The organism is Opitutaceae bacterium (genome assembly GCA_015075305.1).
GTDB lineage: Bacteria > Verrucomicrobiota > Verrucomicrobiia > Opitutales > Opitutaceae > UBA6669.
The window spans coordinates 64764-90570 of record JABTUS010000012.1 but is presented as its reverse complement, the minus strand read 5'-3'; the positions used below and the strand labels follow the sequence as shown (position 1 = coordinate 90570).

General features: G+C 61.9%; 30 protein-coding genes, 1 pseudogene and 1 CRISPR repeat array. Of the genes and pseudogenes, 7 read left to right on the top strand and 24 right to left on the bottom strand.

Annotated features, from left to right (window positions below; genetic code table 11):
* The 3 genes from HS122_19785 to HS122_19775 all read right to left on the bottom strand — a co-directional run.
* The coding region (locus HS122_19785; protein ID MBE7540636.1) for an adenosylcobalamin-dependent ribonucleoside-diphosphate reductase at positions 1–2692 on the bottom strand (2692 nt) is incomplete at its 3' end.
* Between the two features lie 378 nt (positions 2693–3070).
* Positions 3071–3427: a KTSC domain-containing protein gene (locus tag HS122_19780; GenBank protein ID MBE7540635.1), complete on the bottom strand. Its 357-nt coding sequence runs from the start codon at positions 3425–3427 to the stop codon at positions 3071–3073.
* The gene (locus tag HS122_19775) at positions 3412–3708 is read right to left on the bottom strand and encodes a hypothetical protein (protein ID MBE7540634.1); all 297 of its coding nucleotides are present in this window, start codon (positions 3706–3708) and stop codon (positions 3412–3414) included. Before HS122_19775 ends, HS122_19780 begins: the two co-directional genes overlap by 16 nt.
* Here HS122_19775 and HS122_19770 point away from each other — a divergent pair.
* Entirely contained in the window at positions 3707–3886 is a 180-nt protein-coding gene (locus HS122_19770; GenBank protein MBE7540633.1) for a hypothetical protein, read from the top strand. The genes HS122_19775 and HS122_19770 overlap by 2 nt on opposite strands.
* Here HS122_19770 and ssb read toward each other — a convergent pair.
* From ssb to HS122_19705, 13 genes are all read right to left on the bottom strand, one after another.
* Positions 3883–4338, bottom strand: coding sequence for a single-stranded DNA-binding protein (gene ssb / locus HS122_19765; protein MBE7540632.1), 456 nt, complete (start codon positions 4336–4338; stop codon positions 3883–3885). The genes HS122_19770 and ssb overlap by 4 nt on opposite strands.
* Positions 4339–4665: 327 nt before the next feature.
* Positions 4666–5391: a hypothetical protein gene (locus HS122_19760; protein ID MBE7540631.1), complete on the bottom strand. Its 726-nt coding sequence runs from the start codon at positions 5389–5391 to the stop codon at positions 4666–4668.
* 10 nt (positions 5392–5401) lie between these two features.
* Entirely contained in the window at positions 5402–5836 is a 435-nt protein-coding gene (locus tag HS122_19755; protein MBE7540630.1) for a hypothetical protein, read from the bottom strand.
* 9 nt (positions 5837–5845) lie between these two features.
* Positions 5846–6970, bottom strand: a complete 1125-nt coding sequence (locus HS122_19750) for an AAA family ATPase (GenBank protein MBE7540629.1) — start codon at positions 6968–6970, stop codon at positions 5846–5848.
* A gap of 81 nt (positions 6971–7051) precedes the next feature.
* Positions 7052–7633 (bottom strand): hypothetical protein, encoded by a 582-nt coding sequence (locus HS122_19745; GenBank protein MBE7540628.1) that lies wholly within the window; start codon positions 7631–7633, stop codon positions 7052–7054.
* A gap of 121 nt (positions 7634–7754) precedes the next feature.
* Positions 7755–8081, bottom strand: coding sequence for a hypothetical protein (locus HS122_19740; GenBank protein ID MBE7540627.1), 327 nt, complete (start codon positions 8079–8081; stop codon positions 7755–7757).
* A gap of 344 nt (positions 8082–8425) precedes the next feature.
* Positions 8426–8704 carry a hypothetical protein gene (locus HS122_19735; GenBank protein MBE7540626.1) on the bottom strand — a complete coding sequence of 93 codons (279 nt, stop codon included), beginning with the start codon at positions 8702–8704 and terminating at the stop codon, positions 8426–8428.
* 372 nt (positions 8705–9076) lie between these two features.
* Positions 9077–10594: direct repeats of the CRISPR family, unit length 30 nt; unit sequence CCTTCAACCCCCGCGACACGCGGGGAATAC.
* Positions 10595–10601: 7 nt separating this feature from the next.
* Positions 10602–10877 (bottom strand): type I-E CRISPR-associated endoribonuclease Cas2, encoded by a 276-nt coding sequence (locus HS122_19730; GenBank protein MBE7540625.1) that lies wholly within the window; start codon positions 10875–10877, stop codon positions 10602–10604.
* Complete coding sequence (gene cas1e, locus HS122_19725) at positions 10858–11637, bottom strand: type I-E CRISPR-associated endonuclease Cas1 (GenBank protein ID MBE7540624.1); 780 nt, start codon at positions 11635–11637, stop codon at positions 10858–10860. The genes HS122_19730 and cas1e overlap by 20 nt, the downstream gene beginning before the upstream one ends.
* A 99-nt stretch (positions 11638–11736) precedes the next feature.
* Positions 11737–12489, bottom strand: a complete 753-nt coding sequence (locus tag HS122_19720) for a hypothetical protein (GenBank protein ID MBE7540623.1) — start codon at positions 12487–12489, stop codon at positions 11737–11739.
* A gap of 10 nt (positions 12490–12499) precedes the next feature.
* Positions 12500–13588 (bottom strand): type IV CRISPR-associated protein Csf2, encoded by a 1089-nt coding sequence (csf2, locus tag HS122_19715; protein ID MBE7540622.1) that lies wholly within the window; start codon positions 13586–13588, stop codon positions 12500–12502.
* 18 nt (positions 13589–13606) lie between these two features.
* Positions 13607–14389, bottom strand: a complete 783-nt coding sequence (locus HS122_19710; GenBank protein ID MBE7540621.1) for a hypothetical protein — start codon at positions 14387–14389, stop codon at positions 13607–13609.
* On the bottom strand, positions 14386–15090 hold the full coding sequence (locus HS122_19705; protein MBE7540620.1) for a hypothetical protein: 705 nt from the start codon (positions 15088–15090) through the stop codon (positions 14386–14388). Before HS122_19705 ends, HS122_19710 begins: the two co-directional genes overlap by 4 nt.
* A gap of 147 nt (positions 15091–15237) precedes the next feature.
* Here HS122_19705 and HS122_19700 point away from each other — a divergent pair, with 147 nt between their 5' ends.
* A complete protein-coding gene (locus HS122_19700; GenBank protein ID MBE7540619.1) occupies positions 15238–17781 on the top strand; it encodes a hypothetical protein in 2544 nt (847 codons plus the stop codon).
* A 79-nt stretch (positions 17782–17860) separates the two neighbouring features.
* A complete protein-coding gene (gene tnpA, locus HS122_19695; GenBank protein ID MBE7540618.1) occupies positions 17861–18097 on the top strand; it encodes an IS200/IS605 family transposase in 237 nt (78 codons plus the stop codon).
* Positions 18098–18389: 292 nt separating this feature from the next.
* Here the strand turns inward: tnpA and HS122_19690 are convergent.
* The 3 genes and pseudogenes from HS122_19690 to HS122_19680 form a co-directional block, all read right to left on the bottom strand.
* Positions 18390–18686: pseudogene (locus HS122_19690) on the bottom strand (transcriptional regulator).
* Positions 18687–18737: 51 nt separating this feature from the next.
* On the bottom strand, positions 18738–19061 hold the full coding sequence (locus HS122_19685; GenBank protein MBE7540617.1) for a hypothetical protein: 324 nt from the start codon (positions 19059–19061) through the stop codon (positions 18738–18740).
* A 57-nt stretch (positions 19062–19118) separates the two neighbouring features.
* Complete coding sequence (locus tag HS122_19680; protein MBE7540616.1) at positions 19119–19655, bottom strand: hypothetical protein; 537 nt, start codon at positions 19653–19655, stop codon at positions 19119–19121.
* A gap of 46 nt (positions 19656–19701) precedes the next feature.
* Between HS122_19680 and HS122_19675 the strand changes: the two genes are divergently transcribed.
* The gene (locus tag HS122_19675) at positions 19702–20271 is read left to right on the top strand and encodes a hypothetical protein (protein MBE7540615.1); all 570 of its coding nucleotides are present in this window, start codon (positions 19702–19704) and stop codon (positions 20269–20271) included.
* A gap of 165 nt (positions 20272–20436) precedes the next feature.
* Here HS122_19675 and HS122_19670 read toward each other — a convergent pair whose 3' ends face one another.
* A complete protein-coding gene (locus HS122_19670; protein MBE7540614.1) occupies positions 20437–21234 on the bottom strand; it encodes a hypothetical protein in 798 nt (265 codons plus the stop codon).
* Between the two features lie 75 nt (positions 21235–21309).
* On the bottom strand, positions 21310–22332 hold the full coding sequence (locus HS122_19665; protein MBE7540613.1) for a hypothetical protein: 1023 nt from the start codon (positions 22330–22332) through the stop codon (positions 21310–21312).
* A 145-nt stretch (positions 22333–22477) separates the two neighbouring features.
* Here HS122_19665 and HS122_19660 point away from each other — a divergent pair, with 145 nt between their 5' ends.
* The 3 genes from HS122_19660 (at position 22478) to HS122_19650 (ending at position 24499) form a co-directional block, all read left to right on the top strand.
* A complete protein-coding gene (locus HS122_19660; GenBank protein ID MBE7540612.1) occupies positions 22478–22777 on the top strand; it encodes a helix-turn-helix transcriptional regulator in 300 nt (99 codons plus the stop codon).
* On the top strand, positions 22764–23963 hold the full coding sequence (locus HS122_19655; GenBank protein MBE7540611.1) for a type II toxin-antitoxin system HipA family toxin: 1200 nt from the start codon (positions 22764–22766) through the stop codon (positions 23961–23963). The genes HS122_19660 and HS122_19655 overlap by 14 nt, the downstream gene beginning before the upstream one ends.
* 140 nt (positions 23964–24103) lie before the next feature.
* Positions 24104–24499 (top strand): hypothetical protein, encoded by a 396-nt coding sequence (locus HS122_19650; protein ID MBE7540610.1) that lies wholly within the window; start codon positions 24104–24106, stop codon positions 24497–24499.
* A 114-nt stretch (positions 24500–24613) separates the two neighbouring features.
* Here the strand turns inward: HS122_19650 and HS122_19645 are convergent, their stop codons facing one another.
* The 3 genes from HS122_19645 to HS122_19635 all read right to left on the bottom strand — a co-directional run bounded on the left by HS122_19645 (position 24614) and on the right by HS122_19635 (position 25796).
* Positions 24614–24805 (bottom strand): hypothetical protein, encoded by a 192-nt coding sequence (locus HS122_19645; GenBank protein ID MBE7540609.1) that lies wholly within the window; start codon positions 24803–24805, stop codon positions 24614–24616.
* Positions 24784–25212 (bottom strand): hypothetical protein, encoded by a 429-nt coding sequence (locus tag HS122_19640; GenBank protein MBE7540608.1) that lies wholly within the window; start codon positions 25210–25212, stop codon positions 24784–24786. Before HS122_19640 ends, HS122_19645 begins: the two co-directional genes overlap by 22 nt.
* Before the next feature lie 224 nt (positions 25213–25436).
* Positions 25437–25796 carry a hypothetical protein gene (locus tag HS122_19635; GenBank protein MBE7540607.1) on the bottom strand — a complete coding sequence of 120 codons (360 nt, stop codon included), beginning with the start codon at positions 25794–25796 and terminating at the stop codon, positions 25437–25439.
* Positions 25797–25807: the final 11 nt, after the last annotated feature.

Below are 25807 nucleotides of genomic sequence, written 5' to 3'. Positions count from 1 at the left end.
TCGCGCTTTTTTTCTCGACCACCATAACCCCCATCTGGGCGACCGGATGCCCTTCGGCATCCAGCCACCCCAGCTGACGGTAGCGGTCGAGCACCAGCGCCGCCACATAGGAGACAGTGGAAGGCCAATTGCGCGGCTTCTCCTGCCCCGGGATACGGGCGAAGAAGTGCCCCATCGGTTCGGCGTAGCTCAGCAGCTTTCTCAGCTTCATGGCGACCCAGGCCGGGTCGATCACCTGCATGTCGATCGAGATGAGTTTCAACAGCCCGTCCAGCTCCCTGGGGTATTTCCCGGAGAACCAGATGCTGTAGGGCCGGCGCCGGCCATCGTCCGTTTCCATTTCTTTCAGGAACAGAACGAAATCATCGCCCGTCGCGGCATTGAGCACATCCACCGTCCAGGAAAGCGTGACTCCCTTGGGCTCCTTGGGTGCCATCAAGGCATCCATGAGCGGGGTCGGCTCCTCGTCGAACGGCACGTCTTCCAGCCCGAGTTGCTTGAGCCGGAATTGCACGACCTTCGCCAGCGCGGCCGAGGCGCTCGTCACCAGCACCGGAGTTTCCCCCAGTTGCATGGCGATCCGCTTGTTGTCCTCGGTTTTAGCCAGCGCGATCAACTTTTTCGCCAGCCACGCCCGGTCCTGGTTGCGCATGTCCGCCGAAAGGGTCTTGGCCACCGCGCCAAGGCCTCGCGGCTGCTCGGCGCCATTGACCCAGACTTCGAAGGGATGCGCACGACCGTTCTGGACATGCCCGACGAAAACCGCAAACGGCTCCTCGCCCTCGACCATGTAGGTCCAGGACGGATTGCCCGTCGGCAGATTCGGCCGGCCAGGCCAGCGCAGGCTGCCCATGACCGGCTCGGGCAGCTTCTTGAGCACCAGGCGCCGGTCAAGATCGATGGCGGTGCCAGCGGGCTTTTCGGCTTTCACAGAGAGCACCGCGCCGCGCACCTTGCTTGGCCGGTAGGTGGCCAGCCCTTTCAGCCCGGCCCGCCACGCATCGAGGTAGAGCCTTTCGAACTCCTCGTAAGGATAATCCTCGGCCACGTTCACCGTCTTGCTGATCGCGGAATCGATAAACGGGGCCACGGCCGCCACCATCTGCAGGTGCGCCGTCGCGGAGATCTCCAGTGCGGAGACGAAATTCTCCGGCAGGCTGGAGGGATCGTGGCCCATGCTGCGGTAGAGCCGATAGGCATAGTCCTCGACCTGGTAGATCTTATGACTGCCGTCCTGCTCGCGCTTCTTGCGGTTGTACACCCAGCTGAAAGCCGGTTCGATTCCGTTCGAAGCGTTGTCGGCAAATGCCAGGCTCGTCGTTCCTGTCGGCGCAATGGACAACAGGTGCGAGTTGCGCAACCCCGTCTCCAGAATACGCATGCGAATGCTTTCCGGCAGCCGGTTGGCAAAGCCTCCGGCAAGATACTTCTCGGCGTCGAACGCCGGGAAGGCGCCCTTCTCCGCCGCCAGGTCGCAACTTGCAAGGTATGCTTCGTCACGCATGACTTCCGTGATTTTTTCGGCCAGCGCACGCGCGGGTTCCGAATCATAGCGAAGCGTCATCATCACCAGCGCATCGCCCAGGCCAAGAAAGCCCAATCCAATGCGCCGCTTCGACATGGCCTCTTCACGTTGTTCGGGCAGCGGCCAGTGCGTGACGTCGAGCACGTTGTCGAGCATGCGCACCGCGACCTTGATCTGCGCGGAAAACCCCTCCCAGTCGAAGCTCGCTTCCCCGGTGAAGGGGTTGCGCACGTATCGGGTGAGATTGATCGACCCCAGACAGCAGCAGCCATACGGCGGGAGCCACTGTTCGGCGCATGGGTTCGTGCACTCGAGCCGCTCGATGTACGCCAGGTTGTTCTCCGTGTTGGCGCGATCGATGAACAACACCCCAGGCTCGGCGTAGTCGTAGGTCGCGCGCATGACGCGCTCCCACAGGTGCCTTGCCTTGACCACGCGATAGACCCACTGGCCATCGGCGCGTTGTACGGCATCGGGAACCGCTTCGACGCTTGGGGCGGCCGAATGCACCAACTCCCAATCCCCGTCAGCCTGCACCGCTTCCATGAAACGATCGGTGGCGGCGATTGAGATGTTGAAGTTGGTGAGACTGCCCTCCTGCTGCTTGGCGGCGATGAATTCCTCAATGTCCGGATGGTCGCAACGCAGTACGCCCATCTGGGCGCCGCGGCGCGCGCCGGCCGACTCCACCGTCTCGCACGAGCGGTCGAAGACCCGCATGTAGCTGATCGGGCCGCTCGCGCGCGAAGCAGTGCTCTTGACGGCTGCACCGCGCGGGCGAATGCGAGAGAAGTCGTAACCGACCCCGCCGCCGCGCCGCATGGTTTCCGCCGCCTGGGCAAGTGCCGTATAGATCCCCGGCACGCCATCGATGGTTTCGGTTACCGAATCGCCCACCGGCTGCACGAAGCAGTTGATGAGCGTGGCCTGCAGGCTGGTGCCAGCGGCCGAGTCGATGCGCCCCGCCGGCACAAAGCCGGCGCGCTGCACTTCGAGGAACCTGCCTTCCCACTTGGCCGGATCGGCTTCGTTGGCGGCAAGTGCACGGGCCACGCGGGCACGCACGTCATCCACGCTGGTTTCGCCTTCCTTGGCGTACTTCTCGCGCAGCGTGACAACGCTGATTTCCTGCATTTCAGGCAACAGGGGGCCCTCGTCCATGTTCATGGTCGATCTCCTTTCGGTTTGGTTGGTCGCCCGCAACCCTGCCGGGTTTTGGGTGCGATAAGACAAACAGGGGCTGTAAGCCCCGAAAATTACAACGCAGGGACCGAACCGGAGACGTGTACCCCTCGCGGGGACGCTCCCGTTCGGGATGAATTTGGTGCGCTCTGGGCGCGTCCCGCCAGACGGCGGAAGGAGGTCAAGCTATGACGGGCTTACCCGGCCCATGAAGGGCGTAGAACCACTTATTTGTTAAACATATACGAATCCGATCTGAATTGCAAGGGGTGGGATTTTTCAAGAAGCCGGGGCCTCTTGAAAAATCCCCTCCGCTAGGAGCGGGGGGTGCAGAATCTGCCCCCCCCGCAACAGCAGTGAGGGTTAAACCATCCTGAGAAACGGATACTGCGCAAGCATCCCATTGGACAGCGTAGCCAGTTTCCTGGCTTTGGGCTTGCTCGCTTTTTTCTTCTCGGTGGCGGCGCCCGGAAGGGCGTCCAGCTCTTCATTGAGCACATGGATTGTCAGTTCGGTTGCGCTGAATTTATCCCTGATGCTGAGGTTGAAGAAGCCACCCTTTGAGCCTGCGACGAGCAATTGCTCCCAGAGACTAGAGGGTACGTTGTCGTAGCGATATTGCCGCCGGTTCTTGAAGACAACGTACAAGCGCTCCCTGAGTTCGTCGAACGCCACAGCCTCGATGTTGCTGCTGGTGACGGGTATCAAACGATTGTGCATGCTGCCTCCGTGATGTCTTCGACCAGCGCGGGCGACTGCCTGAGCATGGCGTCGAACTCCCTCTCCAGGTGCAGAGGCGGCACCGTGCCGTCGATCTCGATATGCCCGGAGGGCAGCAAGCCGACGGCGAAGCTGGCTCCGCCGGCCAGCAGACCAAAACGGCCGGCAGGTTTCAGCAGCTGTCGGCGCTTGATGGCCTCCGCGAGCTCACTCATGGATGACACGAGTTCGGGGCCGAACGCGGTCATGGATGGGTGACCGTACATGATGTGGGTCTCCATGGAAAAGAAACGGGGCGGCACCCGAGAAGGCGCCGCCCCGCCGATTGGTGGGATTACCGGATCAAACGCGAATGCGTTTCACGCGATCCTGCTTCGTGAAAGCGGGGTCGCCGCTCATGTCGCCCCGCGCGAAGGGTTACCGGGCTTTATTTACTTTTTAAAACCAGGTGTACTTTAGAACGGGATATCGTCGTCGAAATCACCCCCCGCCGGAACAGGCCGGCGCGCCGGTGTGCCGCCGCCTTGCGGGGCTTGCGCGGGACGCGGCGCCGGGGCCTGCTCGCCGCCGGACTGCTGACGGCTGCCGAGCATCTTCAGCGTGTCGCAGCGGATCTCGGTGGTGTAGCGGTCCTGGCCGTCCTTGTCCTGCCACTTGCGCGTGCGAAGCGAGCCCTCGATGTAGACCTGGCTGCCCTTCTTCAGGTACTGGTTGGCGATTTCCGCCAGCTTGCCGAAGAGGGAAACGCGGTGCCATTCGGTGGCCTCTTTCTTCTCACCGGTTTCCCGATCCTTCCAGGTGTCGGTGGTGGCCAGGCGCAGGTTGCAGATCGCATCCCCTGACGGTGCGTGACGGGTTTCCGGGTCCGCGCCGAGGTTACCGATCAGGATCACTTTGTTGATTGAAGCCATTGTTGCCTTCCTTTCAGTTGTCGTGCGACGGCTTTGTGCATGCCCGCCGTCGCCGGTTATGCCCGCGCCTTGCGGCGTTGGGCGTCGATGTGCGCGGAAGCGCACGCTTTCCTTGCTTCACCCTTCCGATCTTACCGATCCGATATGGGCGCCGCAGGAATATTTCCTCCGCATGCGAAGGTGTGCCGCTGGATGCGGCGCCGGCCCGAATTGACTACCGGGCACGTTCTCTCGATGAGAGAAAAATCCTTTGCGCTGCGTCCAGGTAAGGGCGCATGGCAAAAGAAGCGAAGCGGGAACCCGGATGGGCCCCGCTTCACTAATCGCTTACAAAATCTTCGCAATCTTCCAAAGATTCATTGGTGCTCTACCCTCTTCGACAACCTTGCGGCCGACCTTGAGGATTTCCACCTTGTCGCCGACGGTGGCTTCCGCCTCCTTGAGCGCACGCTTCAGATCCACGCCCCAAACGACGTCCTCGACGCCTTCTGTGGTGCGGTAGCGCACGCCGAACTGGGAGATCTCCCTGTCCGACATGGCGCGCTTCATGAAGCCGATCTCGAGGATCATGCCGCGCGTGACAGTCGGCACGCGTTTGACGCTGATGGCCAGTTCTCCCTCGGTAGGCGCAGTCTTCGCTGGCGTCCCCGCCGGCTTGTCCTGCGACTCCTTCGCGCTTGCCATCTGCTTTAGCCGCTCGTTGGCGGTAGCAATGAAAGCTTCCACCACCTCCGTGCCGAAGGTCTCCGCGGGCCGGCTGCCAAGATCATGGTAGGTTTTGCCCAACATGTGGCCTCCGGCGCCCCAGACGATAAGGTGGGCCGAGGCGGCCTTGGCCGCAGCGTCCCTTCTCACCATAAGCGTGGCGCGACCGTGCTCGATTTCGCGCACAACCAGGCTCTCGCCCGAGTTGTAGCGCCCGCTTGTGGGGCCCGGTTTCACGAATATCGACGCAAACCGCCCTGCAATCCGGCCTAGCCAGTACAGCGCTTCGGCTTCGTTGAGGATTTGTAGTCCGACCAGCCCCAGGATAATCAGCAATGGCGTTTCCATTGTTTCCTCCCTAGATCAAGCCGCGCAGGGTTTCGCCATGCCGCAACATGAAGTCGCGGCCCGGCATCCTCCCCAGGGCCTCGGCAAGCGCCTGCACCCGCTCCCAGTCCGCCCCGAACAGCGGGTGCGACTGACGAATGAGTGTTGGCAATATCTGCCCCTCATCGTCCGCCAGCGCAATCCCGCCAGGGTTTCTGGCAAGCCCCATCATGCACACCGCCAGCGCGCCGGAAGCCTTGCCTTGCGGCACCGCCCCCTGCGACTGCCCCGTCATGAACGGAACGATCATCCCGTCTTCGCCAAAGCGCAGCCGGATACCAGCCGTCTCACGCTCGATCTCGCACCCATGCCCCCTTGCGGGGGCCAGGCGCTCGATGGCACGCTCGGGCCAGTCGGCCGGCAAACCATCTCCTGACCAGTAGGCAACGCCCTTGAACTTGCTCATGGGCGCTCCTTATTTCAGGTCTTCGCTGATGCCAAACACCGTCTCAACGGCCTGGTGCAGCGCGATGGTGGTCGACTCGGTGGCCAGGCCGCTCAGGTACTTCTTGAGCGCCAGGTGCAGCGCGCTCTTGCCGTACTTCTCCGGCGACTTGGCGTGCCGGATGGTGTGCACCGCCCACTTGCGCAGGATGCGCGTGGACATCGTGCGCTCGAGCGCGGCGTCATCGGCCGATCCGCCGTCTTTCGACTGGGCGCGGATTTTGTTGGCTACTTCCACCATGCCGGAGATGAACTCGTCGCGGCTGACCGCCGAGCCCGTCTTGATCCCGCTGGCGGTGCCCACCTTGATGCCTTCCTGGTCGAACCAGTAGGCGAGCAGCGCGTCATCGAAGCCCGCCAGGGCTTTCTTGAGCATGCCCACCTCGGTTTCAACGTCGGGATAACCGACCTTCACCGCGTAGATGCGCTCGAGGAGCGACGTGTCCGCGGCGACGGCCGTCTGGTAGTTCCCTGACGGATCCTCCACAAGGTTGGTGTTGGCGGTAAGCACGGCGCGAAACCCGGGCGTTGGCACCACGATCTGACTGTGGTTGCCCGGGACCGGGAAGGGCCGGCCTTCGAAAACGTCGTTGAAGACGATGGCTTTCCCCGGCTGGATGCGATCGTACTCGTTGCAGATCACCGGCAGGCCGTATTGTGCCGCCAGTGTCATCGGGCCGGGCGTGAAGACGGTATTGCCGTCCACCAGATCCTTGTGCCCGAAGGCCTCGTGCTCCTTGAAGTCGCGGTGACCACGGAAGCTAAACAGAGGCACCCCCAAGCGCGCACACCATTGCTCGAAGAGCGATGTCTTGCCGGCCCCGGTCGGGCCGTAGAGCAGCAGCACGTCCTCGCCGAAGTCCCACCAGTAGAAGACGTCGCGGATGAGTTCGCGGCGGAACTGGTAGCCCGGATCGACCTCTGGCACGGCAGCCTTCAGGAATGCCGCATGGCTTTGCAGTTCCGGATCATCAATGGTGCCGGGGTCCGGAATATCGTAGCCGATCACCTCGATCGTGGGATCCACTTCATTGGGGTCGAGGTTGAAGGTGCTCGCGAGCGGGTAGGCGCGCGGCACCAGAATGTTTTCCAGCATTGTTGCTTGTCCTTTCACAAAGGAATGAAGGGGCAACAACAACCCCGCACCGGGGAAGTCATTGCCCCTGGCGGGATGCCGTCAATGCGCGTAGTAGCGCTCAACGGCCTGGATGATCTCGGCCGGAATGTTGCGGCGGAAACCATTGCGAATCTCCTCTTCGTCCACGCGCGCCGCCATGCAGCAGTTGTGGAATGAGAAGGTTTCGTCTCGCTCGTGCCATTGCAGGCAGTGCGACTTGCCGATCCTGGCGTCGTAGACGTAGGTTTTACGGACCGAAGGCTTGAAGACCCACTTGAGAACATCGAGCTTCTGCTCTCCATTCTCAACTCCGCTCATCTCGTCCATCGAGCTCCAGAAGATTTTTGCCATAAGAAAAGCGATGGCATCGGTGGAGTAGGCGTGCCCCTGTTTGTCGGTCACCCATGGCTCACCCCAGGGCTCGCACGGAATGGCGCGCTCCCATGGGTCGGCTGCCTCGTTCTCCGGCTCTTCCTCCGCTACGCCCACCCAATCGGATTTGCGCGCTTCGCGGCCGAGGGTGAAGAGCGGCTGGCGCAGATACGCCAGTACCTCATCGAACAAGGCCTTGGCGGGATTAACCGCCATCGCGTCGCGGATCGCCTGCAATTCCGCTGCGCGACGGGTCAGCCCCGTCTTCAAGCGGTCCGCCTCAGGGTCGATCGCCGGGGTGAAAAGGCATGGCTGGCTGAGACTGCCCATCATGCGCTCTATCCGGCGTCCTTCCGCTGCGATCCTGAGCTTGATCGTCTTGCTGTTTGGCTCAGTTCGCATGGCCGGCCTCCAGCGTATCCACTTGCTGGATCTTCCATCCGCGCCCTGCCAGTTTGCTGGCGACAGCATCGAACGGTTCCGACCACGGGCGAAATTCGACGAGCTCGGGGTTACGCGGCGGTTTGCGCGGCTTCCTTTTCAGGACCCCACATACGCCGCCGTATTCATACACCACGAGTTCGAATTGCCCTTTACGGAAAACGCCAATCCGCTTGGACAGGTGGCTGCCGTTCTTGGCTTGCCACTCCGCCCACCGAAGGGTCACTTCGGTTCTTTCGTTCTTCGGCCTTTCGGCTGTCGGAAAGAATTTGCTCACAGCATCTCCTTTCTGGGGACGCAATGAGCCCCGTTGGGGATTCATGTGTCCCCAAACGGGTTGGTGCCGCGGATTTCTCCGCAGCTGAAATCCCCCGCATCACATGCGGGGAAAGTGGTTGCGATTTACGTGCGCCCACGATGGGATTGCTCCCAGAAACTGTTTTCCAGAATCCTCATTGACGAAGCGCCAGGAAAACAGCCTGCTTTTCAGACAGGTGATCGCGATTGATTTTGTAAAGCTGAGTGATCGCCAATGATGCAGAGGCAAAGGTGATCATCCTTGATGCGGCAATTCGACGGGGGTGGTGCTTGGGGGGGGGAGCTGGGCGGCGGGACATGCCGCTACAGGTGATCGTCCCTGATGCGGGACGACAGGTGATCGTCCCTGATGCGGGACGACAGGTGATCGGGATTGATGCGGATGGAAGAACCTCGCCGGGAGGCAGCACCGTTCTTGCGAACGGCACCGCGCTCCCGGCAGGCGTGACCCGGGCGGCTGCCCCGGATCGACATGCCCCATCCTTCGATGCCGGCCGGCATCTCCAGGACCGCCGCAAGGCGCGTCCAGCGGATTTGTCTCAGCCTCGGGCGCGCGACAAGCGCAAGCCAGGGCCAGGACAACCTCTACAGGGGGTGGAAAACCGCAGAACTTCGCGGTGGGCCCGTAAGGGCCGGATACGACAGAAGGGAGGGGAACTGCCCTTTGCCGGTGTCCAGGGTCACCTGGACGCAAGACGACAGGAGAAGGTCTCGACTGTCGGGGCCGCGAATCGCGGCGGGAGGCGGGTTGCCTGCCTGAGCACTCTCTCGAACTCAGGCCACCCGTAAGGCCGGCTAGCGCCGGTCAAGAATCCTGCGGGCAATATTCAGCCCAAGCCCAACGGTAACAGGTTTTGCAGGGCCTTGCAATACCCTCTGATCATCCGCCCTGCAGCCGGCCGCGACGGGGCATCATCGATGATCACCTTTCGCCCCATGACCTGCGACGAAATCCTTCAACCCCCCGCGACACGCGGGGAATACGACCTCGCAGCTGACGACGGCGCCGCTCTCTTCCTTCAATCCCCGCGACACGCGGGGAATACTCATCGCCCCAACAAGTTCAAGCTCCCGCAGCCCTTCAACCCCCGCGACACGCGGGGAATACGCGGCGCTGCGGTCGTAGCCTTCTTGCTCTTTCCTTCAACCCCCGCGACACGCGGGGAATACGGCTGACCTGTTAGTCCTGCGCAAGATCTTTGCCTTCAACCCCCGCGACACGCGGGGAATACCGAGACGCTCGGCTATTCGCGCCCGGCAATTTCCTTCAACCCCCGCGACACGCGGGGAATACGTCGCGCACGAGCTTGAGCAGGGCGTCGGATTCCTTCAACCCCCGCGACACGCGGGGAATACGAGCCGGACGGAAGTCATACGTACCCTCCTTGCCTTCAACCCCCGCGACACGCGGGGAATACCAAATCGCCCTCTTTAGCGATCAAGGCCACGCCCTTCAACCCCCGCGACACGCGGGGAATACCCTCGGAGCGGCGAGTCGCCGAGGAGGTCTTGCCTTCAACCCCCGCGACACGCGGGGAATACGGCGGCTCGGCACCCACGGGGGTTGCTCCGGCCCTTCAACCCCCGCGACACGCGGGGAATACTGGCGACCCCGGCGGAGGCACCCTCCATCTCCCCTTCAACCCCCGCGACACGCGGGGAATACGTTGCGCGATTGCGCCATGAGCCTTCATTCTGCCTTCAACCCCCGCGACACGCGGGGAATACTTGCGCCCTTTCCGGTGCGCCGTGCACCGTTTCCTTCAACCCCCGCGACACGCGGGGAATACGAATAGATCGATGCCGAGGTGGCGATGCGTTTCCTTCAACCCCCGCGACACGCGGGGAATACTGGCGTTCGCGGCCGCGGTGAGGAGGCGCCTGCCTTCAACCCCCGCGACACGCGGGGAATACAGCCGATCGACCGCGCGCGCCAAGAGCTGTTGCCTTCAACCCCCGCGACACGCGGGGAATACTTATGCAGCGTCAGGGAATAGCTCATGCCGTGTCTTCAACCCCCGCGACACGCGGGGAATACGGGATGTCGATCACAGACATGTAGCCTCCTGGCCTTCAACCCCCGCGACACGCGGGGAATACGAGGCGAGGAGTCCGCGCCCCATGAGCCTGTACCTTCAACCCCCGCGACACGCGGGGAATACGGCGCTGGAAGGCAGGAAGCTCGACGCCGCCACCTTCAACCCCCGCGACACGCGGGGAATACTGCGCTACTGACGCCGCTCATTGTCAACGATGCCTTCAACCCCCGCGACACGCGGGGAATACCCGACCGTAGCGGGCGGCATAGCGGTCGAATTCCTTCAACCCCCGCGACACGCGGGGAATACGGCGGGCGCGTCATCAACTACACCGACCCCTCCCTTCAACCCCCGCGACACGCGGGGAATACTCTTCTGGTCGAGACCGGCCTGTGGGCCGTTGCCTTCAACCCCCGCGACACGCGGGGAATACCCTTCAACTATCTCTTTGATTTTCGCAGGATCACCTGGAATCCATCCAGACTAACTATTGATCGATCAGGGCTTCCGTAAACACGAATAACCAAACCCAAATCCGATTTTGTGTTCCCGGCAATAACGACCGCATCGATGCCGCTGTCCAATACCCTCTTGTCAAGATCATCGAACAGCACACGATTAGCCTTGCCAACAAATAAGTTCGCTGATGGCTCGACCAGAAAGCGGCGACAATAACCACGCAATGATTGCCGTGGCTTAATTAGTTTTACCACCAACCACATCGTCGCCAAGTATTTCGTACAGATTATCGAATAGCACAGATGCCGTATTTTGCTCACGGAACATATCGCGGCAAACGCGCCTCACCCGGTTTCGCGTATCGAGTGGCGATTCTTGAAAAACCCGGAACGCGGCTGGCACAACCGTTTTGAATTTGACTGTATCGGCCAAATCGAAAGCAAGGGACCTTGGATCGCCGCTATGAATAATCCCAATGGCCGGCGAAAACCCAGCGGCCAGAATTACCGCTTCCGCCAAACCAGACCGCCAACTGGCCGCAATACCAAGGGCGTCCTTGAGCGCTAGGTCAGCATTTTCTCTCCCAGACCAATCAACGCCATATTGGTTAGCCAGGAGATTATAAATCTCCCTGACCTTCACCCCCTCCAGCCCGCGCAATTTTTCCAAGGAGCGGGTTTCCGGCATCGCTTCGGCAAACATCAGCAAGTACAACCGCTGCGCGGCCATCATGCGCTCATTATGGTTGATGTGTTGCCTCACCTGCTCGATCAACCGTGGAGCATGCTTTCCTCCCGGCATACCCGCCGAATATACGCGCACGCCCGCCTCCCCGACCCAGAGCAACAAGACATCGTGTTCAGCGGCCAGTTTGACAGCCTCATGCGTTACGGAAACGCCTGGTTCCAGTAGCACGGCGGACACCATACCTACAGGCACCTCAATACCGCTTCCGTCCTGACGATCAAGGAATAAGCAATGATCCTCGACACGTAACACGCCGTATTCGAGCGCCACGAATGGTGACCGAATGCGGTGCGGCAACGTGACGCCCTTCCCTAGAAAATCAGGATTAGGCAATCCTGTGATTCCGAATTGTTAAAGAGCGACGCTGGCTTAGATCAGCCCGGCTGGGCAGAACGCCTGCCCACGGTTTTCTGCAGCCCAATAGGGCGCGCGCCAAGCCGCTTGTATCGGCGCATCGTCATCCATCATCTGCCACGGGCGGACACGAAGACGCCAATTCTCCAGTGCGGATTCGTCTTCCTCGACCGTGACCTCCTCGATCCGCCCGTGGCCGACGCGGCGGCGCGCGCCAAGGTGTGTGATCATCCCATCGCTCAATTGCGACTCGATGGTGCCTTTGTCTCCGACACACCAGGCCACCAACTCCATGTTTCCGGAAATCGGCGCGCTTGCCTTGATGATGGAATAGAAGCCAAGCAGATTTCGATAGACCCCTCGCAGGGTATCGATCTGGTAGGCATCTTTCTTCATGGGCGCGCACTGGCGCATGCCTTCTTTCTCATTGATCGGATGGCGTCCATGCTGGACATCCCCGCGTGCAACGCGCATCGAGTATGCGGCCTGATCGCGGCGTTGGGTGAAGAACCGTGACGACACCTCAATAGGCCCGACCGGCATGATGGCGCTTGCCTTCCAGCACCACTCATCGTCCTGCTCGTGCTTGTCGAGCGCAAGGTTATCGCCAAGCGAGCGTAGCGTCGCCACGGAAAAGCCATCCTTCGCCAGCTTGAATTTCGCGTGCTGGCGTGTGCGTTGGTAGGCGAGTAGCGCATCCAGGTGCAAAGGCAGGGGCGGCGGGGCAAACCCACCCGATACCTTGAAAACCACTTTCAGTGGAGTCATGACCACCCCCTTATTGCGCCGCCTTGGCGGCTTTCTTCGCCGCCTTCTTGTCCGCACTGAAGTCTTCGAAGAATGCCGCGATGTCGGCCGTACGAATGGCGGCGATTTCCTTGCGCGCCTGATCCACGTAGCGGGCCATATTCTCCGGCATGGAGAACTCGGCGTTGTTCTCGAAAAGCCCGCCGGTCAACTCGCCGCCGAAGTTCATGCTGATATCGAGGGGTTTTACCCGGCCAAATCCCCACCGCCCCATGCAGCCGAAGTTGTTCTGCGTGAGCAACCCGGCAATCCCAAGGAGCAATGCACCGGCCTGCGCTTCCGTGGCATCGCTCTTCATGTCGATACGGAAGAACATCGGCGTACCGGCGGCAATGGTTTGAACGGATTGCAGCTGGGAAACATCCCGCGGGTGTTTCTTGCCTTCATTTTTCAGGATTTCCTCGTCTTGCGCACGATGGATGCCAATTGCCTCTTGGTGGCTTGTGACGGCTTCAACCGGGCTGGTAACCGTTTTATTGATTCCTACCGGATCCATCACCCTGTAAAGATCATCGATGCGCACGAAATGGCGAGCGTCGATCAACTCATAAGGCTCGATATGCCGCACGACACCATCCTTTCCGACGATCTGTGAGACATATCCGTCGCGATACCGGGCGGGCACCATGCCGGCACTGATCGTGGCATTCAGGATCGGCAGCATGTCGCTGGCAGCGTACATGGACTCGTGGGTACGCGCGCCACCGCCGAACAACCCCATGTAGACGTGCGAGCGGGCACGGATAATTTCCTCAATGGATTTTGCCGTCTGGTCGGGGGAACTGCTGGAAGCGCCGCAATGCAGGCCATTGTAGAGTTCGCCGGAAATCGTCCCTTCCGTCACGGCGATGCTGTCGCAAATCATGTCTGCGATGACACGGCGAAGCCCGCCCCTGAAGCCGTTTGCCGGGTAGTACGGCAGCGACATCTTCTTGTCGCCCACAGTGATGGTTTGCGTGATGGTCTTCGACAGTCCCTCGCTCTTAACATAGTTGTCCGGATAGGCAACGTGCATGGGAGCGGTCAGGGATAAGGCAACTTCGATGCTATTGGTATTCATGCTTCAAATCTCCTTGGATTAAACGGATTTGGATTCCGGCTCAACCGGCGTCCGATGTAGAACTGCCTGCAACGCCCAGACTTCTCCGGCGTTCAACGACGACAGCACGGCCTGCTCTTCTTCCGGGACATTGCCGGCCGCAACCAGATCCCGATACCACTGTTTCATGACGCCGCCGTCGGCCGATTGATATTTCCAGTCGGCGACGAATGGGCTCTCCGCCGCATCCTGCGCGGCCGCCGCCTTCTTAGGCTTGCGCGCCTTGCCGTCATGCACGGATATCCGGTGGCGGAAATCGTCGAGACGAAGCACGATTTCTCGCGCCGCTTTCAGCTTCTGGCGCCGCAGACGCAGGACTTGCTCGCCAACGCGCACCAGAATGATTTCCCGCGACAGCGAAACGGGCGCGCGCCAGACGACGTGCTGCTGCTGCGCGTTCTGGATAGTCACGAAGAAAGGCGACTCTGGAGGATCGAGGAACGCCCAGGCACGGTTCTCCTTCTTCATGATCGGGAAATACCCCTTGGTTGAAACGATCGCCGTGGCCAGCGATTGCTGGAACGCTCCCTCACCCATGACGGTTTTGCAGGCGCCGCAGATGTGTTCGCCGCCCGGGATGGCCATGGCAAGCTTGTTCGTGAATGACTCCGGCAAGTCGAGTTTGTCGTAAAGGGATCCTGGCTCGATGCCGACGCCACACATTGAGCACCGCATGGCCGGGCCGGCGGCGGTTGCCTTGAAGTTGCCAGAGGGCTGCAAACCGAGCGCCTGGAGCGCAATGGCAGAGGGAGAAATGATCACGACAGCACCTCCTGTGGCGCCGATAATTTCATGGTGGCACCGGCGATCTTCGGCACGATTCTTCCGTACCCGCGCGACTGCAGGGAACCCGCCTGCCAAATACCGCTGAGATCGCAATTCATCGTGATTTCGGCGTTCACCAGCGACACATATTCGTTCGTTACGCCCCGCGTCGTTCCGAGGCGCAGTCCGATGCAGCGAAAATCATGGATGCGCAGATTCAACGTACTCTCCGGGGGCACATCGAAGCCATACCGGTTGGCGATTTCACCAATGCCATCGAGTAATATGCGCCGGGCGAGTTCGCGATCATCCATGTTGCGGCGACCTTTCCCGCGGCGCTTGATCGCCATGTCGCGGACAAAGTAGCCGCGCCCCCCCGAAAACCCGCCCTCTGCATCGATATTGGCCCCGAATTTAGGCGCCTCCACCTGGATGGTCACTGGCTGGCCGTAATGCTGCGCAACGATACGGGTGGCCGCACCAACGGCGCCATCGAACAGCGGGTTTCGCCCGGTTTGATCGAGGATCCCGACCCAGCTCTTCCCACCGACAATGCGGATATCCGGTTTCCCAGGGAGAGGCACGCCGTCAGGGCCGCAGTGAAAGAAAGCTGATGGCAACAGCGGGTTACCGTCGCCGGCCCTTGCCAGCAACTCCCTGAATTCATTCGGATAAAGTTGCTGACGGCCAGCCGGCAACCTAATTCTTAGGAGCGATTGGCGCGTACATTGAATCATCTTGCCCTCCGTGATTAATATTTATTTCGTAAATACGATCTAACTGACTTGACGAAAGAAAGTATAAAATAGATAATACGAATAGTCAAGTAGCCGAATGGAGTAGTAATGCCAAATCTGCAAATTCCCGGGGCGCTTTGCGCGTCCCTGCATCCTCAATACACCGGCCCGGACTCGCCCAAACAGGTTCTGGGCACCATAATCGAAGCCGCACGCAAAATGGTCGTGGGCGTTGTTGAAGCGGGCGTGCCCGCCGCCAAACTGCCAACGTCACATGACCCGGGCGTCAATCGCAATGTTTCGTTCCCCGCGGCCATCATGAGCGTCATCGATGAGCACGCCTACACTGCGAATCTGACTCAAAGCGAGGCGATCCGCGCCTACCTGTACGCCGCAATTGCCCGGGGCGATGCGCTAGCGCACCGCATCACCGAGAAAGACAACATGGCGGCATACACCGGCGCCCTGGGGCTCGGCTTCCGGCAGGAGCAGTCGCTACTGTTCGATTGCCTCATTGATACCCTGGGGAAACACCAGGTCGGCCTCATCGAAGGCGCCACCGGCATCGGCAAGACTTTGGCAATGATCGCGGCCGCCAGCGAAACAATTTCCGACGGCGGACGTGCCGTAATCTGTACACCAACCATTCAGGTGCTCCGCGAATTCATCTCAACGCATGATCGCCTCGCCTCGGAAATGCCGGACTTGCCTGGTATGCGAGTCGTTCTTGGGAAACCGGAATACGTCTCCCGCGAGCTAATCGAGGAAGCACTCGACGAAGGCGCCGTGGCGGTTGATCCGGTGCCCATCCGCAAGTGGCTGAGCGACGGTGCGCCGCCCATCGGCTCTGATGAGTCTCTAGGCTGCTTCTACCTGGCATCTTCCCTATTGGCCATCAGCCCAAACTTTCCTGCCGAGGGCGCGCGGCTGACGGATCGCACCTCGAGCGAAGATCCCGGAATGCAGGCGTACCGCAGCCAGTTCGAGCGCGAGCAGGGCGACGAAGCAAGGGAAATCGTCTATTGCACGCACGCGATGGTTGCCATCGATCTGCGCATGGTCTTGCAAAATTCGGCCAGGTCAGAGGCGATGGCCGAAGCGCGCGCCAACAGTTCCGAGACTGTCCGTAAATTACTAGCGGAACGCGATGCCTTCCTGGACGGAGACCCCGATACCCGAAAAATCAACAAGCGCATCTTCGACGCATTAAACGAGGTGGACCTTATGGTTGGCAGGGTGGCGCGCGACATGGACTACGGCCGCCTTCCGCCGTGGCAGTTCCTCATCATCGACGAAGCTCATTTGTTCGAGCCTAATGTGGCAAATGTTCTCTCCTCGAGTCTTTCCATGATGGAATACCGTGGAAAAGTCCGAAAAGCGGTCGCCGCCGGTTACTTGCCCGAACGTGCGCTTACCTCCGTCAATCGCGCACTGGCCACGTTGCGCGGACTGTCCGCCAATGGCGATATCGACCTTAATAACCCCAATGGTGGCGAAGAAGCGCCTCGAAACGCAGCAATAAAAGCCCGTATTGCGCTCGCCGACGCCGCCGCGGCAATCTGCTCGGCGCGACGCAAAGCCGACGAGCCGCCTGCGGTTGCAGATATACGAAGTGATGCGCAGGAGATAAAGCGCGCACTAGATATCGTCAATACGAGCGCCAAGATAAATTCTTGCACCCTCGGCTACTCCCCTGTGCGCGAATTCCCCCAACTTACGTACGGCCGTCGATCCATAGAGCGGGAGCTGAGAATTCTCTGGGAGCGTGCGCTTGGGGTGGCCTGCGTCTCAGCCACTTTGTACCTGCGCAAGCTGGACAGATATTCCGCCAGCTACATGTCGAATCTATTACGGCTGCCCGAGAGTCGAATCCGCGAGTTTCCGCCGATCCGCCCATCATGGTCATTATCCCCGGTGACCGGATTATGGGTGCCCGAAAAGCGCCAAATTGGAGATCGATACTGGCTCCAGCCTCCGTCAAGACGAGACATGAAAACCAGCGACGAAAATATCTCCGATGAGCATTCGAAACGCTTGCATGCGCAATGGACGGAAGAGGTTGCCGATGCCATCGCGGATATCAATAAAACAGCGGTTGGCGGTACGCTGGTGCTCATGACAAGCTACCAATCGCTGCATCAGGTGGCGCATTTGCTCGCAGGTCGAATCGCCTCCCTCGTGCAAGCGAGCACCAAGACTTCCCTCTCCCAGCAGCTGGCTCTGTTTATCGATTACGCACAAGCCGGCCGAAAGCCCGTCTGGCTGGCGTTGGGCGGCGCATGGACAGGCCTGGATGTTAACGGCGCTAACTATGACATCAAGAAGCCAACGGAAGACAATCTGATCACCGACCTGGTGATTCCACGCATCCCGTTTGGCCTGAATAAATCACTCACCCAGTTGCACAGAATGAGTATTCAGAGCGCAGTACCATGGGATCTGTTGGACGCTGTCATGCGCTTCAAACAAGGGATCGGACGTCTGGTGCGCCGGGAGGGGTTGCCGAACAATCGGCGCATCTTCGTTCTCGATGGTCGGTTGAATGATCCGCGGTTCTCCAATTATCTTTTGCCTATCCGGCAAGTGATGGATATCTACCCAACAATGGCATATCCAGTGCGCGACATCAAACGATCGTCAAAGACAGATTGATCGTGTCGACCAATACCTCTGGCCGCAGCGGTTTTCGGCCCTTCGCCGCTTCTCCTTCCACGAGACGCACGACGCCATATTGCTCGAGTTTTATCACGTCCATTGCTTCGTCAGTGCCCCGCCGAAGGACGCCCCATCGAAGATCGTCGGGCTGCTCAAGGGCTACAGCTCGAAGATGGCGCGCCAGGCATTTCCGGCACTGGCAAAAAGAACCGGGCGCGATCAGCTCTGGACAAGCGCCTACTACGTTGGCACCGCAGGGCATGTCAGCGCAGAAACCATCCGGCGCTACATCACCGAATGCCAAGGACAGTAACAGCTGTCGCCGCCCGCCTTTCATCCCCCGGCTAAAGCTCAGGGGAATTCCCGGCGGGAAATTTAAGCGTGCGCGAAAGATTGGCGGCCTTCCGGTGAGTCAGCTGCTCCAACTCGGCGATGGCCTGAGGGCGCTCCTTGGCGATGATACGGAGCAGTTGCCGGTTTTCCTCGGAGAAGACGTTGCCGGCCGCCTTGAGCGAGGTGAACCACAGTTTCGGGGCGTTGGGGCCAGGCTTGATGCGGCCGGCGGCCACGGCCAACGTCCACCGCTTCATTTCCTCATAGGGCGCAATTCCGATATTCAGCTTACTTCTGATTGCGTCAAAAATGACCGCCAGGTTATCCATGCTCGGATTGCCTTTAGGAGACAGCATTCGATGTAGGCTCTTGCTGGGCTTATGGGTCAGATCAGCGAGATTTTCGAAGCCGACTGTAGCGTTTACGAGGTCGCGAAGAATGAGGCGGGCCGTGTCCGGCTCACCGCTAAGAAAGAGCGTCGCCGCTTCGTCCAGGAGCGCCTTGGCGAAGTCCGGATCGCGCTCGACGCGTTTGACAACGGTTTGCTTGAAATCACGAGTTGGCGTCATGGCTTCTTTCCTTTCTTGGCGGCGGCAAGCGCTTTCCTTCTCGCTCGATATTCACGCCCAGAAGGTAACGCATGTGTTACCGATATGCAAGTTGGTAGCGCGCGAGTCGATTTGGATTTCGCGGGCGCGGGATATCTGAGCCACGCCGATGATAACTCTCTTGCCTACCGGGACGATCTTTGGCGATGAGCTATTGCGCCTGATCGCGCGCACCCAACCGCAGGCGCGCGCCTTGCGCTGCAGCGTGAGCAGGCACTGAGGGATCCTGCCATCGAACAGCCGCTCGTTGAAGAAGTCGAACGCCCGCTGCAGCTCTTCATATGCATGCGGTGTCGGCTTCCCGCCCTTTGCATCGTGCAATACATTTTCCGCCACGATCAAACCTCCTGTCTGTTTGTACTGTGCAATACATCCGTCCGGACGCGCCCGGCATCAGCCCCCCGGCGCGCCCTCGAGCGCGCGCGAAAAATCCTCCAGCGACTGCATTTGCGCCGCCGCCGACGGGCTTGACGGCGCGGCATCCTTGACGGCCATCACGATGGAGTGGAAATCCTGCGTGCCCAGGTAGAGCGCGCCGCCCTCCTCATCGAAATAGCGCAGCGTGATCGCGGCGCCGAACTGCCCGGCCGCGCGGATGGCGGCGATCACCAGCCCAGCGTCGAGCGCGGTCGCAAACGGCTTGCCCCGCGCGGCGTTCTTGCCGATCTCGCGCGCGATCCGGTCCTGGTGCGTGGCGAGAAGACGCCGGCCGTCCGACTTTACCCCCATCAGCTGGCTCGTTTTGTTCTTGCCCGCCACGCGCGCCACCGCCATGAGCGCCGTCACATCCTCGGCCGAGAGCAGCAGCGCGTGCGGCTGGCCATGACGCCGGTCGAACGCCTGCCGGTAATTCGGGTAATCCTCCGCGTCGATGGCGCGTGCGCGAAGCCTGGCATTGGCCACCCCGACGCAAACCAGGCGCGGCGGCACAGGACCGGCCTGGACCGCGCCCGGGGCCTGCCGGGGGGCGGCCGGGATGTCTCTCCCGTTCGCCGGCACGGGCAGCAGCGGCCGGCAGCACCACGCCTTGGCGCGCGCCAGGCAGCGCCACGACGGGCAGCGCGTCTTCGACCACGTGCAGGCTCTCGCCGCTGCAGCCAGCCAGGGCGCCGGCGGCGAAATCGAAGAACACCCCGTTCAGACAGGCGCGCAACGCCTCCTCGGCTATGCCCGCGGCCACCTGCCCCAGGCGCCCGCCATCGAGACGGAACGGGCGCACGATCGGCAGCCACGCCGCGCGGTCAAGATCGAGGATCTCGCGCGTTTGCTCGGGCAGCGTCTCGCGCGGATCCTGCGCGACCAGCTTCAGCCCGTTGGCCGCCACCTGGCCCTCGCCCCCGTCCTGGATGGACAGGGACGGCGCGGCCAGCAGCGCCGCCTTCACTTCCTCGACCGAGATGAGCACGGGACGCGCGAGCGCGGGCTGCGGGCAGTCGATCCACATGACGGCCTCGCCGCTCGCGGCTGCGGCGCGTGCGCCGTCGAAATAGATCGCCGGCCTGTCCGTGCCGAAGGCGGCCCCGTTCTTTTTGGACAGGGAAAATAGGTGGTTCAGCGTAAAAGTCTGTTTCATCATTCCTCCATGATTAAGTTCAAGGATTCGCTTTGTCCGGCCGCCCCGGCAGGGCGGCCTGAAAAAGCGCCCTCTTGTCGAGGGCGGGTTAAGGGAGGCATCCCCCCCCCCCGCGTTTTGCGAGGGGCGTGTGGCGACTCAGGCCGCCTGGGCGTGCGCCAGGATGGCGTCGAGCTTGTTGCCATATCTGATGCAGAAGCGCTCGGTCTGATTGGCCAGCTCGTCGGGCAGGCCGCCCAGGCGGGCCAACTGCCGCAGCTGGTTCAAGGCGTCGGAGGGCATGAAACGAACCTCATTGCCTTCCTTGTCGAGCCAAGCGATCGGGCCGGGCACGCCGGGCACCATTTCATTTCCAATGCCGTCCAGCTCGTCGGCGAAGTCGACGACGAGATGCGCCAGCCAGTCGGCCTGGACGAGACACGTCTTGGCGTTCTGGACAGCCCGCCCGCTTTCGATCGCTGCGCGGGCATGGTCGAGAACGGCTTCGAGCAGCTCCGTATTAGGGAGACTGCCGGCCTCCTCGTTATTCACCCAGATCCAGCCCAGCACCCAGGCGCCGTCTTCGCCCACCGAGGTGGTCGTGTTGTCATCGATCTCGGTGTCGTTGTCGCCTTGCACCAGCTGCCTGGCGGCGAGCACGTAAGGATCGTCGTTCGGCACAGCGAGCGCGGTGACACACTCACCGATCGTCATCCCTTCGTCCTTCAGGGACGCCAGCACTTCCGGGCGGGCGGAGCTTGCCTGCAGCCGTTCGCACAATTTGTCGATCCCGGAGGCGTCGAGCGAGACCACTTCGTCGCCGTTGGTGGCGATGTCGTGGATGGCGTCCGTGCGGTTGGTCGGCTCGCCCATGCCTTGCGCCTGGTAGAAGCGCAGCGCGGCCAGGAGGGTTGCGTGCTGCCGGTCATCGACCAGCAGGATGTTCTGCTTCGTCATCTTGAATATTCCTTCTCGATGCGCAAAGCGCTCCCGCCCCTTGCGGGACGGAAGCGCTCCGCGCGGGGTTGTGGGTCAGGCCACCAACTGATCGGCTTGCCCGGGAATGAGCCAGGTTGTGCAATGGCTCGGCAGGCTTGTGAGGTCGTACATCCGGTCTTCGCCAACCTCGATCTCGAAGCCCGAGCGGGTGGGCCGGGCAGCGTGCTTGGCGGCCAAATGTTCCGCCAGCTCGCGCTCCCAGCGCTTCATCGGCACGCCCAGGTCGACCACCACACGCGCGCCCGCCGGCAGCGCCGGCGCGGCTTCGAGTGCGGCGCGGTACGCCTTGATGCGCTTGCGGCAGCTGCCCGGTTCGGCCAGCTCGGCGCGCCACAGATCGCGGATGAAGCCACCCACGGCCCGATATTCCCAGCCGACACAGCGCCAGGCGCCGTCAGGGCCGCGCACCAGGCGGTTCTCCCGGTCGGCCTTGATGGCCTCGGGACGATCCACCGCATAGCTTTTCGCCGGCGGAGGCGCATATCCCAGAGCAGCATCCCCGTCCGCGCCGGACAGCCCCCGCATGTCGGTGAAGACACGCCATGGCAGCACCGTGCCGCTGACGCACAGAGCTTCGATCGCCAGGGCGTGCGCATGCAGGCGCAACTCCAGGGTTTCGCCCGGCGCGAGGGTTTCGGCCATTTGCGCGAATCCCGCCCCGGCCAGCACTTGCCGGGCGCGGTCGAGCCGGTCTTCCCGGAATGCGTCGTAGAAGCCCTTGCCCACGGCAAGCGCGATCCGGCAATCGCCCATCGCCACCGGCGCGGCCAACTCAGCCAGCCAGCCAGCGATGTAGCCTTCCGGCGTGATGCTGCCGTTCCTGTTCTGCAGCATGCCGCCTTCGCAGGAGGATGCGCACAGGAAGACGCGCTCGATGGCCTCTTCGATGGGGCCGAAGCTGTGGCAGCTCCAGGTGGGCGTGTGTGGGTAGCAGTTTTTCTCGTACGTCTGTTCGAACAGCGCGTAGAGGATGCGGCCGTCCGGCGCGCGCAAAGCGCCCGCTTTCTTGCCGGTGGTGACAGTAGCACCCATGTTTTTCCTTTCATCATGATTCAAGGTTGCTCCTCTCGGAGCGGTAGGCAGGCCGTGGCCACGGCCCGTGGAGGTTTCGGTAGCCCGAAAAAACATGCCGGCAACAATGCGCCAGATATTTATTGCTAATAACAGCTATAATTGCTTTTGTGATGCTTTATTGCCTACTATGAGCGATATACTATCGATTGCAGCCCTGCAGCTAGGCGCACTTGGGGCGCGGCTGCGAGAAGCCCGCATCGCCCGCGGCGACAGCCAGACCGTGTTTGCCGAGCGGATCGGGGTCTCCGCCGCCACTTTGCGCGCCATGGAAAATGGCGAGCCTTCCACGGCGGTCGGCCATTGGCTGGCCGCTTTCTGGGTGCTCGACAGGCTGCCGGAGATCGATGGCCTCCTGGTGCAGGAGAGCCTTTTCGGAAACCATGCCGGCCGCCGGCGCGTGAGCAGGAAGCGCGATGGCCGTCCATAAGGTCTGGGCGACCTTGCCGGATGGGGCCGAGCTCCCGGCCGGCGAGCTCGTCTTCGGCCAGCCTTTGCCGGATGGCACCTGCCGCTCAGCCTTCAGGTATACGTCCGAGTGGCTCGGGCGCGGCTTCCCCCTGGACCCGGTTTCCCTGCCGCTGTCCTCAGGCGAGTTCCACTCGAGTCATCTCGCCCCGCCGCTGGCGGTGTTCGACGATGCCCTGCCCGATACCTGGGGGAGGCATCTGATCGATTTTGAAAAACACCTCCCCGTCAGCCTGCGGCTGCCGGAGGCCTATCTTTCCTACGTGGGCCGTGACTGCCTGGGCGCGCTCGGCTTCGGCGGTCCGGTAAAGCGGCATCCCAATGAGGCCCGGCTGCATTCGATGGGCGACCTGATGGACGCCGCGCGCGATGTCGAAATGGGGGTTGCGCCGGCCAACCGGAGCGCGCTGCACAAGCTGTTTGCCGTCGGCGCTTCGGCCGGCGGTGCGCGCCCGAAGGCCCTGATCGCCCACGAAGGCCGCCACTGGATTGCCAAGTTCCCCGCCTACCAGGATGGCGCGCTCGATGTGCCGGCACTCGAATATACCGCCATGACCATGGCAAGAACCGCCGGGCTCGATTGCCCGGACGTGCAGCTGCATGTCTTTGGCGGGCGCCGCGCCGTCTTCATCGAGCGCTTCGACCTGACCGAAAAAGGGCGAATCCATCAGCTCAGTTTCAAAACCCTCTGCCGCGAACGCGGCGGACTTTTTGTCAATTCCTACGCGGATATCATGGCAGTCCTGATCAGGCATTCCATGCGCCCGGAAGCCGATGCCCTGGCGTTGTTCCGGCAGGCCGTTTTCAATATGGCGATCGGCAATACGGACGACCACCTGAAGAATTTCATGATGCAGGGCGGCCCGGCCGGATACCGCCTGGCGCCGGCTTTCGATCTCCTGCCCGATATCGCCCGCAACCTGGAGCACCAGTTGTCGATAGGCGGTCTCAAATACCCGGACAAGGGGGCGATCGTCGAATTCGGCGCCCGCTGGTGCCGGCGCGCCCGCGTCGAGGACATCATCCAGGATGTCGCCGCCGCCGTGAGCCATTTCAAGGAGGCGCTGGCGGCAACCGGGGCCGACATGCAGGCCCATGCGCGTCTTTGCGTGGATGTCGAGGCCCGGATCGGCGCCCTGGCGCATTGACCCGGCGCGCGGCAGGCCGGGATATTTCGCGCGTGCGGGATATCTGGGTAAAGCGGTGCCATCCCGGCGCCGCCGCTACCCAAGGAGGCTCCATGCCCAAACGCGCAAATCTTTCCTTCGACGAAATCTCCTCCCATTCCATGGACGGCGCCATCGTGCCTTTCCCGGATGACCCGGGCGAACCGCCCGCCGATGCCGTAGCGGCGGCCCTGCTCCTTGCTGGTTACGATGAGGACAATACACCGACGTCACTGCCCGGCCTGGTCCGCGAAGCAATGGGCCTGATCGAGGCGCGGCCGCATCTCATCGAAGCGCTCAAGGAAGCCCGCGAGGACAGGCTGCCGCCCTCTCGCCGCGCCAATCCCCGTTTTCTCGATGCCGAGCGGCGCGCGGCCGCAGCCCTGGCCCGGCTGGAATTGCGGTGCGAGGAAATCCGCTCGGCCATGGATTTCTTGTCCGACGACGTCTTCGATCTGGCCGACTTGGCGCGTCTGGCGGAACTGCTGCAGCCGCGCCGTGGGCGCTGGAAGAGATGATGCCCGGCCTTTGTCAAGCGAGGCGTCCTTGTTCAGAATTTTCCCCAGCGCACCTCGATGCGCTCGGGAAAACCCCCGGCAGCGAATGCCGGGGTGGAATTTCCGCTACGATTGCTATCGGCGCCTGGCCGCCCTGCGCTCGCGCTTGGCCTGCGCCCGCGCCAGGGTCTCGAGATCCTGCGCGGTCTTGAAATGTGTCCGCCGCTTCGCCCCGCCACCAGTGGCGGCGGCTGGGCGAAGCGGATAACCCGCCGCGGCACAAAACCCGATCAGCGCCGCATACATCAACCCCGGGTTGCTTCGCATGGCGCGCTCCCTCCCATGTTGGGGGTGCCGAGTTCGGCATGAAACCAGGACTCGACCACCTTCAGGGCGCGCTGCTTCGCGCCCAGGTCCTGGTTTTCGGCCTTGTCGTAGATGCCATCCTCCAGCCCGGTCTCGATGTCCTCGACATGCGCTTGCGCGCAGCCGATCACAGAGGCAAGACAAGACAGCAGCGAGCCCTTATCGACATGGGTCATCGCCACATCGCTGTAGCGGCGACCCTTGTGCTCCCACACCCCGCCGTCGAAACGGGCGAGGTTCTCGAAGCACTTCGCGTCGTGACGGCGCACGCGCAGCGCGCCGAACGAGATGGCAACATCGGCGAACGGGCCCAGTTGCCCCGAGTCGCGTTCTTCAGCGTCGCTCACAAATCGGATCCATGTGCTCATTCTTCCTTCCTTTCATATGACGGACCTCGCCCCTCCCAAGGGGCTTTCGGCCCCATGTGGGCAAATTCCGCCTTGCGGCGGACCGAATCAGCAACATTCCTTCTGGCGGGTTTCCTTTTTGGCCGAAACCCGTAACAGGACGTTGATTCCTTTCACCCGCTCGCCGCAGAACGCAGATGCGCCCTCCGGTGAGCGGGCGGCCAGCAGACCGCCCTGGCTTGCAATCAAGCCGCAAGCCGGCTCAACCTTTCCTTGCTGCGGATCCAGGCCGGTTCCTCACCCTTTTCCCGCGCGCGCCCTCCTTGCCACTGGCCGAGCCGGTAGCCGCGATCCCAGATGAAATTGGGCAACCCCCCAAGAAACAGCGGATCGAACGGGTTGCCCCCTTCCGCACGGTCGCGCCCGGCGTGCGCGTCCTCCTGCCCGGCATACTGCGCCGCGCGCTCCGCCGTCTGGCAGATGTCGATCACGTGCCCGTCCGTCAGCTCCCAGGCCGCCCTTCCGTACCAGGCGCGGCGCTCGCCGTCGCCCATGAACACCGGCGCAGTAAATGCGTCACCCTTGCTCAATACCGTGAGATTCATGTCCTTCTCCT

Excerpts from the sequence above, each read along its gene's own strand:
- HS122_19775 (MBE7540634.1), bottom strand. The coding sequence starts at position 3,708 with ATGGAGACCCACATCATGTACGGTCACCCATCCATGACCGCGTTCGGC.
- HS122_19645 (MBE7540609.1), bottom strand. The coding sequence starts at position 24,805 with ATGCGAAGCAACCCGGGGTTGATGTATGCGGCGCTGATCGGGTTTTGT.
- ssb (MBE7540632.1), bottom strand. The coding sequence starts at position 4,338 with ATGGCTTCAATCAACAAAGTGATCCTGATCGGTAACCTCGGCGCGGAC.
- HS122_19650 (MBE7540610.1), top strand. The coding sequence starts at position 24,104 with ATGGACGGCGCCATCGTGCCTTTCCCGGATGACCCGGGCGAACCGCCC.
- HS122_19770 (MBE7540633.1), top strand. The coding sequence starts at position 3,707 with ATGGAAAAGAAACGGGGCGGCACCCGAGAAGGCGCCGCCCCGCCGATT.
- HS122_19700 (MBE7540619.1), top strand. The coding sequence starts at position 15,238 with ATGCCAAATCTGCAAATTCCCGGGGCGCTTTGCGCGTCCCTGCATCCT.
- HS122_19750 (MBE7540629.1), bottom strand. The coding sequence starts at position 6,970 with ATGCTGGAAAACATTCTGGTGCCGCGCGCCTACCCGCTCGCGAGCACC.
- HS122_19660 (MBE7540612.1), top strand. The coding sequence starts at position 22,478 with ATGAGCGATATACTATCGATTGCAGCCCTGCAGCTAGGCGCACTTGGG.
- HS122_19635 (MBE7540607.1), bottom strand. The coding sequence starts at position 25,796 with ATGAATCTCACGGTATTGAGCAAGGGTGACGCATTTACTGCGCCGGTG.
- HS122_19780 (MBE7540635.1), bottom strand. The coding sequence starts at position 3,427 with ATGCACAATCGTTTGATACCCGTCACCAGCAGCAACATCGAGGCTGTG.
- HS122_19640 (MBE7540608.1), bottom strand. The coding sequence starts at position 25,212 with ATGAGCACATGGATCCGATTTGTGAGCGACGCTGAAGAACGCGACTCG.
- HS122_19755 (MBE7540630.1), bottom strand. The coding sequence starts at position 5,836 with ATGAGCAAGTTCAAGGGCGTTGCCTACTGGTCAGGAGATGGTTTGCCG.
- HS122_19760 (MBE7540631.1), bottom strand. The coding sequence starts at position 5,391 with ATGGAAACGCCATTGCTGATTATCCTGGGGCTGGTCGGACTACAAATC.
- HS122_19655 (MBE7540611.1), top strand. The coding sequence starts at position 22,764 with ATGGCCGTCCATAAGGTCTGGGCGACCTTGCCGGATGGGGCCGAGCTC.
- HS122_19675 (MBE7540615.1), top strand. The coding sequence starts at position 19,702 with ATGTCTCTCCCGTTCGCCGGCACGGGCAGCAGCGGCCGGCAGCACCAC.
- csf2 (MBE7540622.1), bottom strand. The coding sequence starts at position 13,588 with ATGAATACCAATAGCATCGAAGTTGCCTTATCCCTGACCGCTCCCATG.
- HS122_19670 (MBE7540614.1), bottom strand. The coding sequence starts at position 21,234 with ATGACGAAGCAGAACATCCTGCTGGTCGATGACCGGCAGCACGCAACC.
- HS122_19720 (MBE7540623.1), bottom strand. The coding sequence starts at position 12,489 with ATGACTCCACTGAAAGTGGTTTTCAAGGTATCGGGTGGGTTTGCCCCG.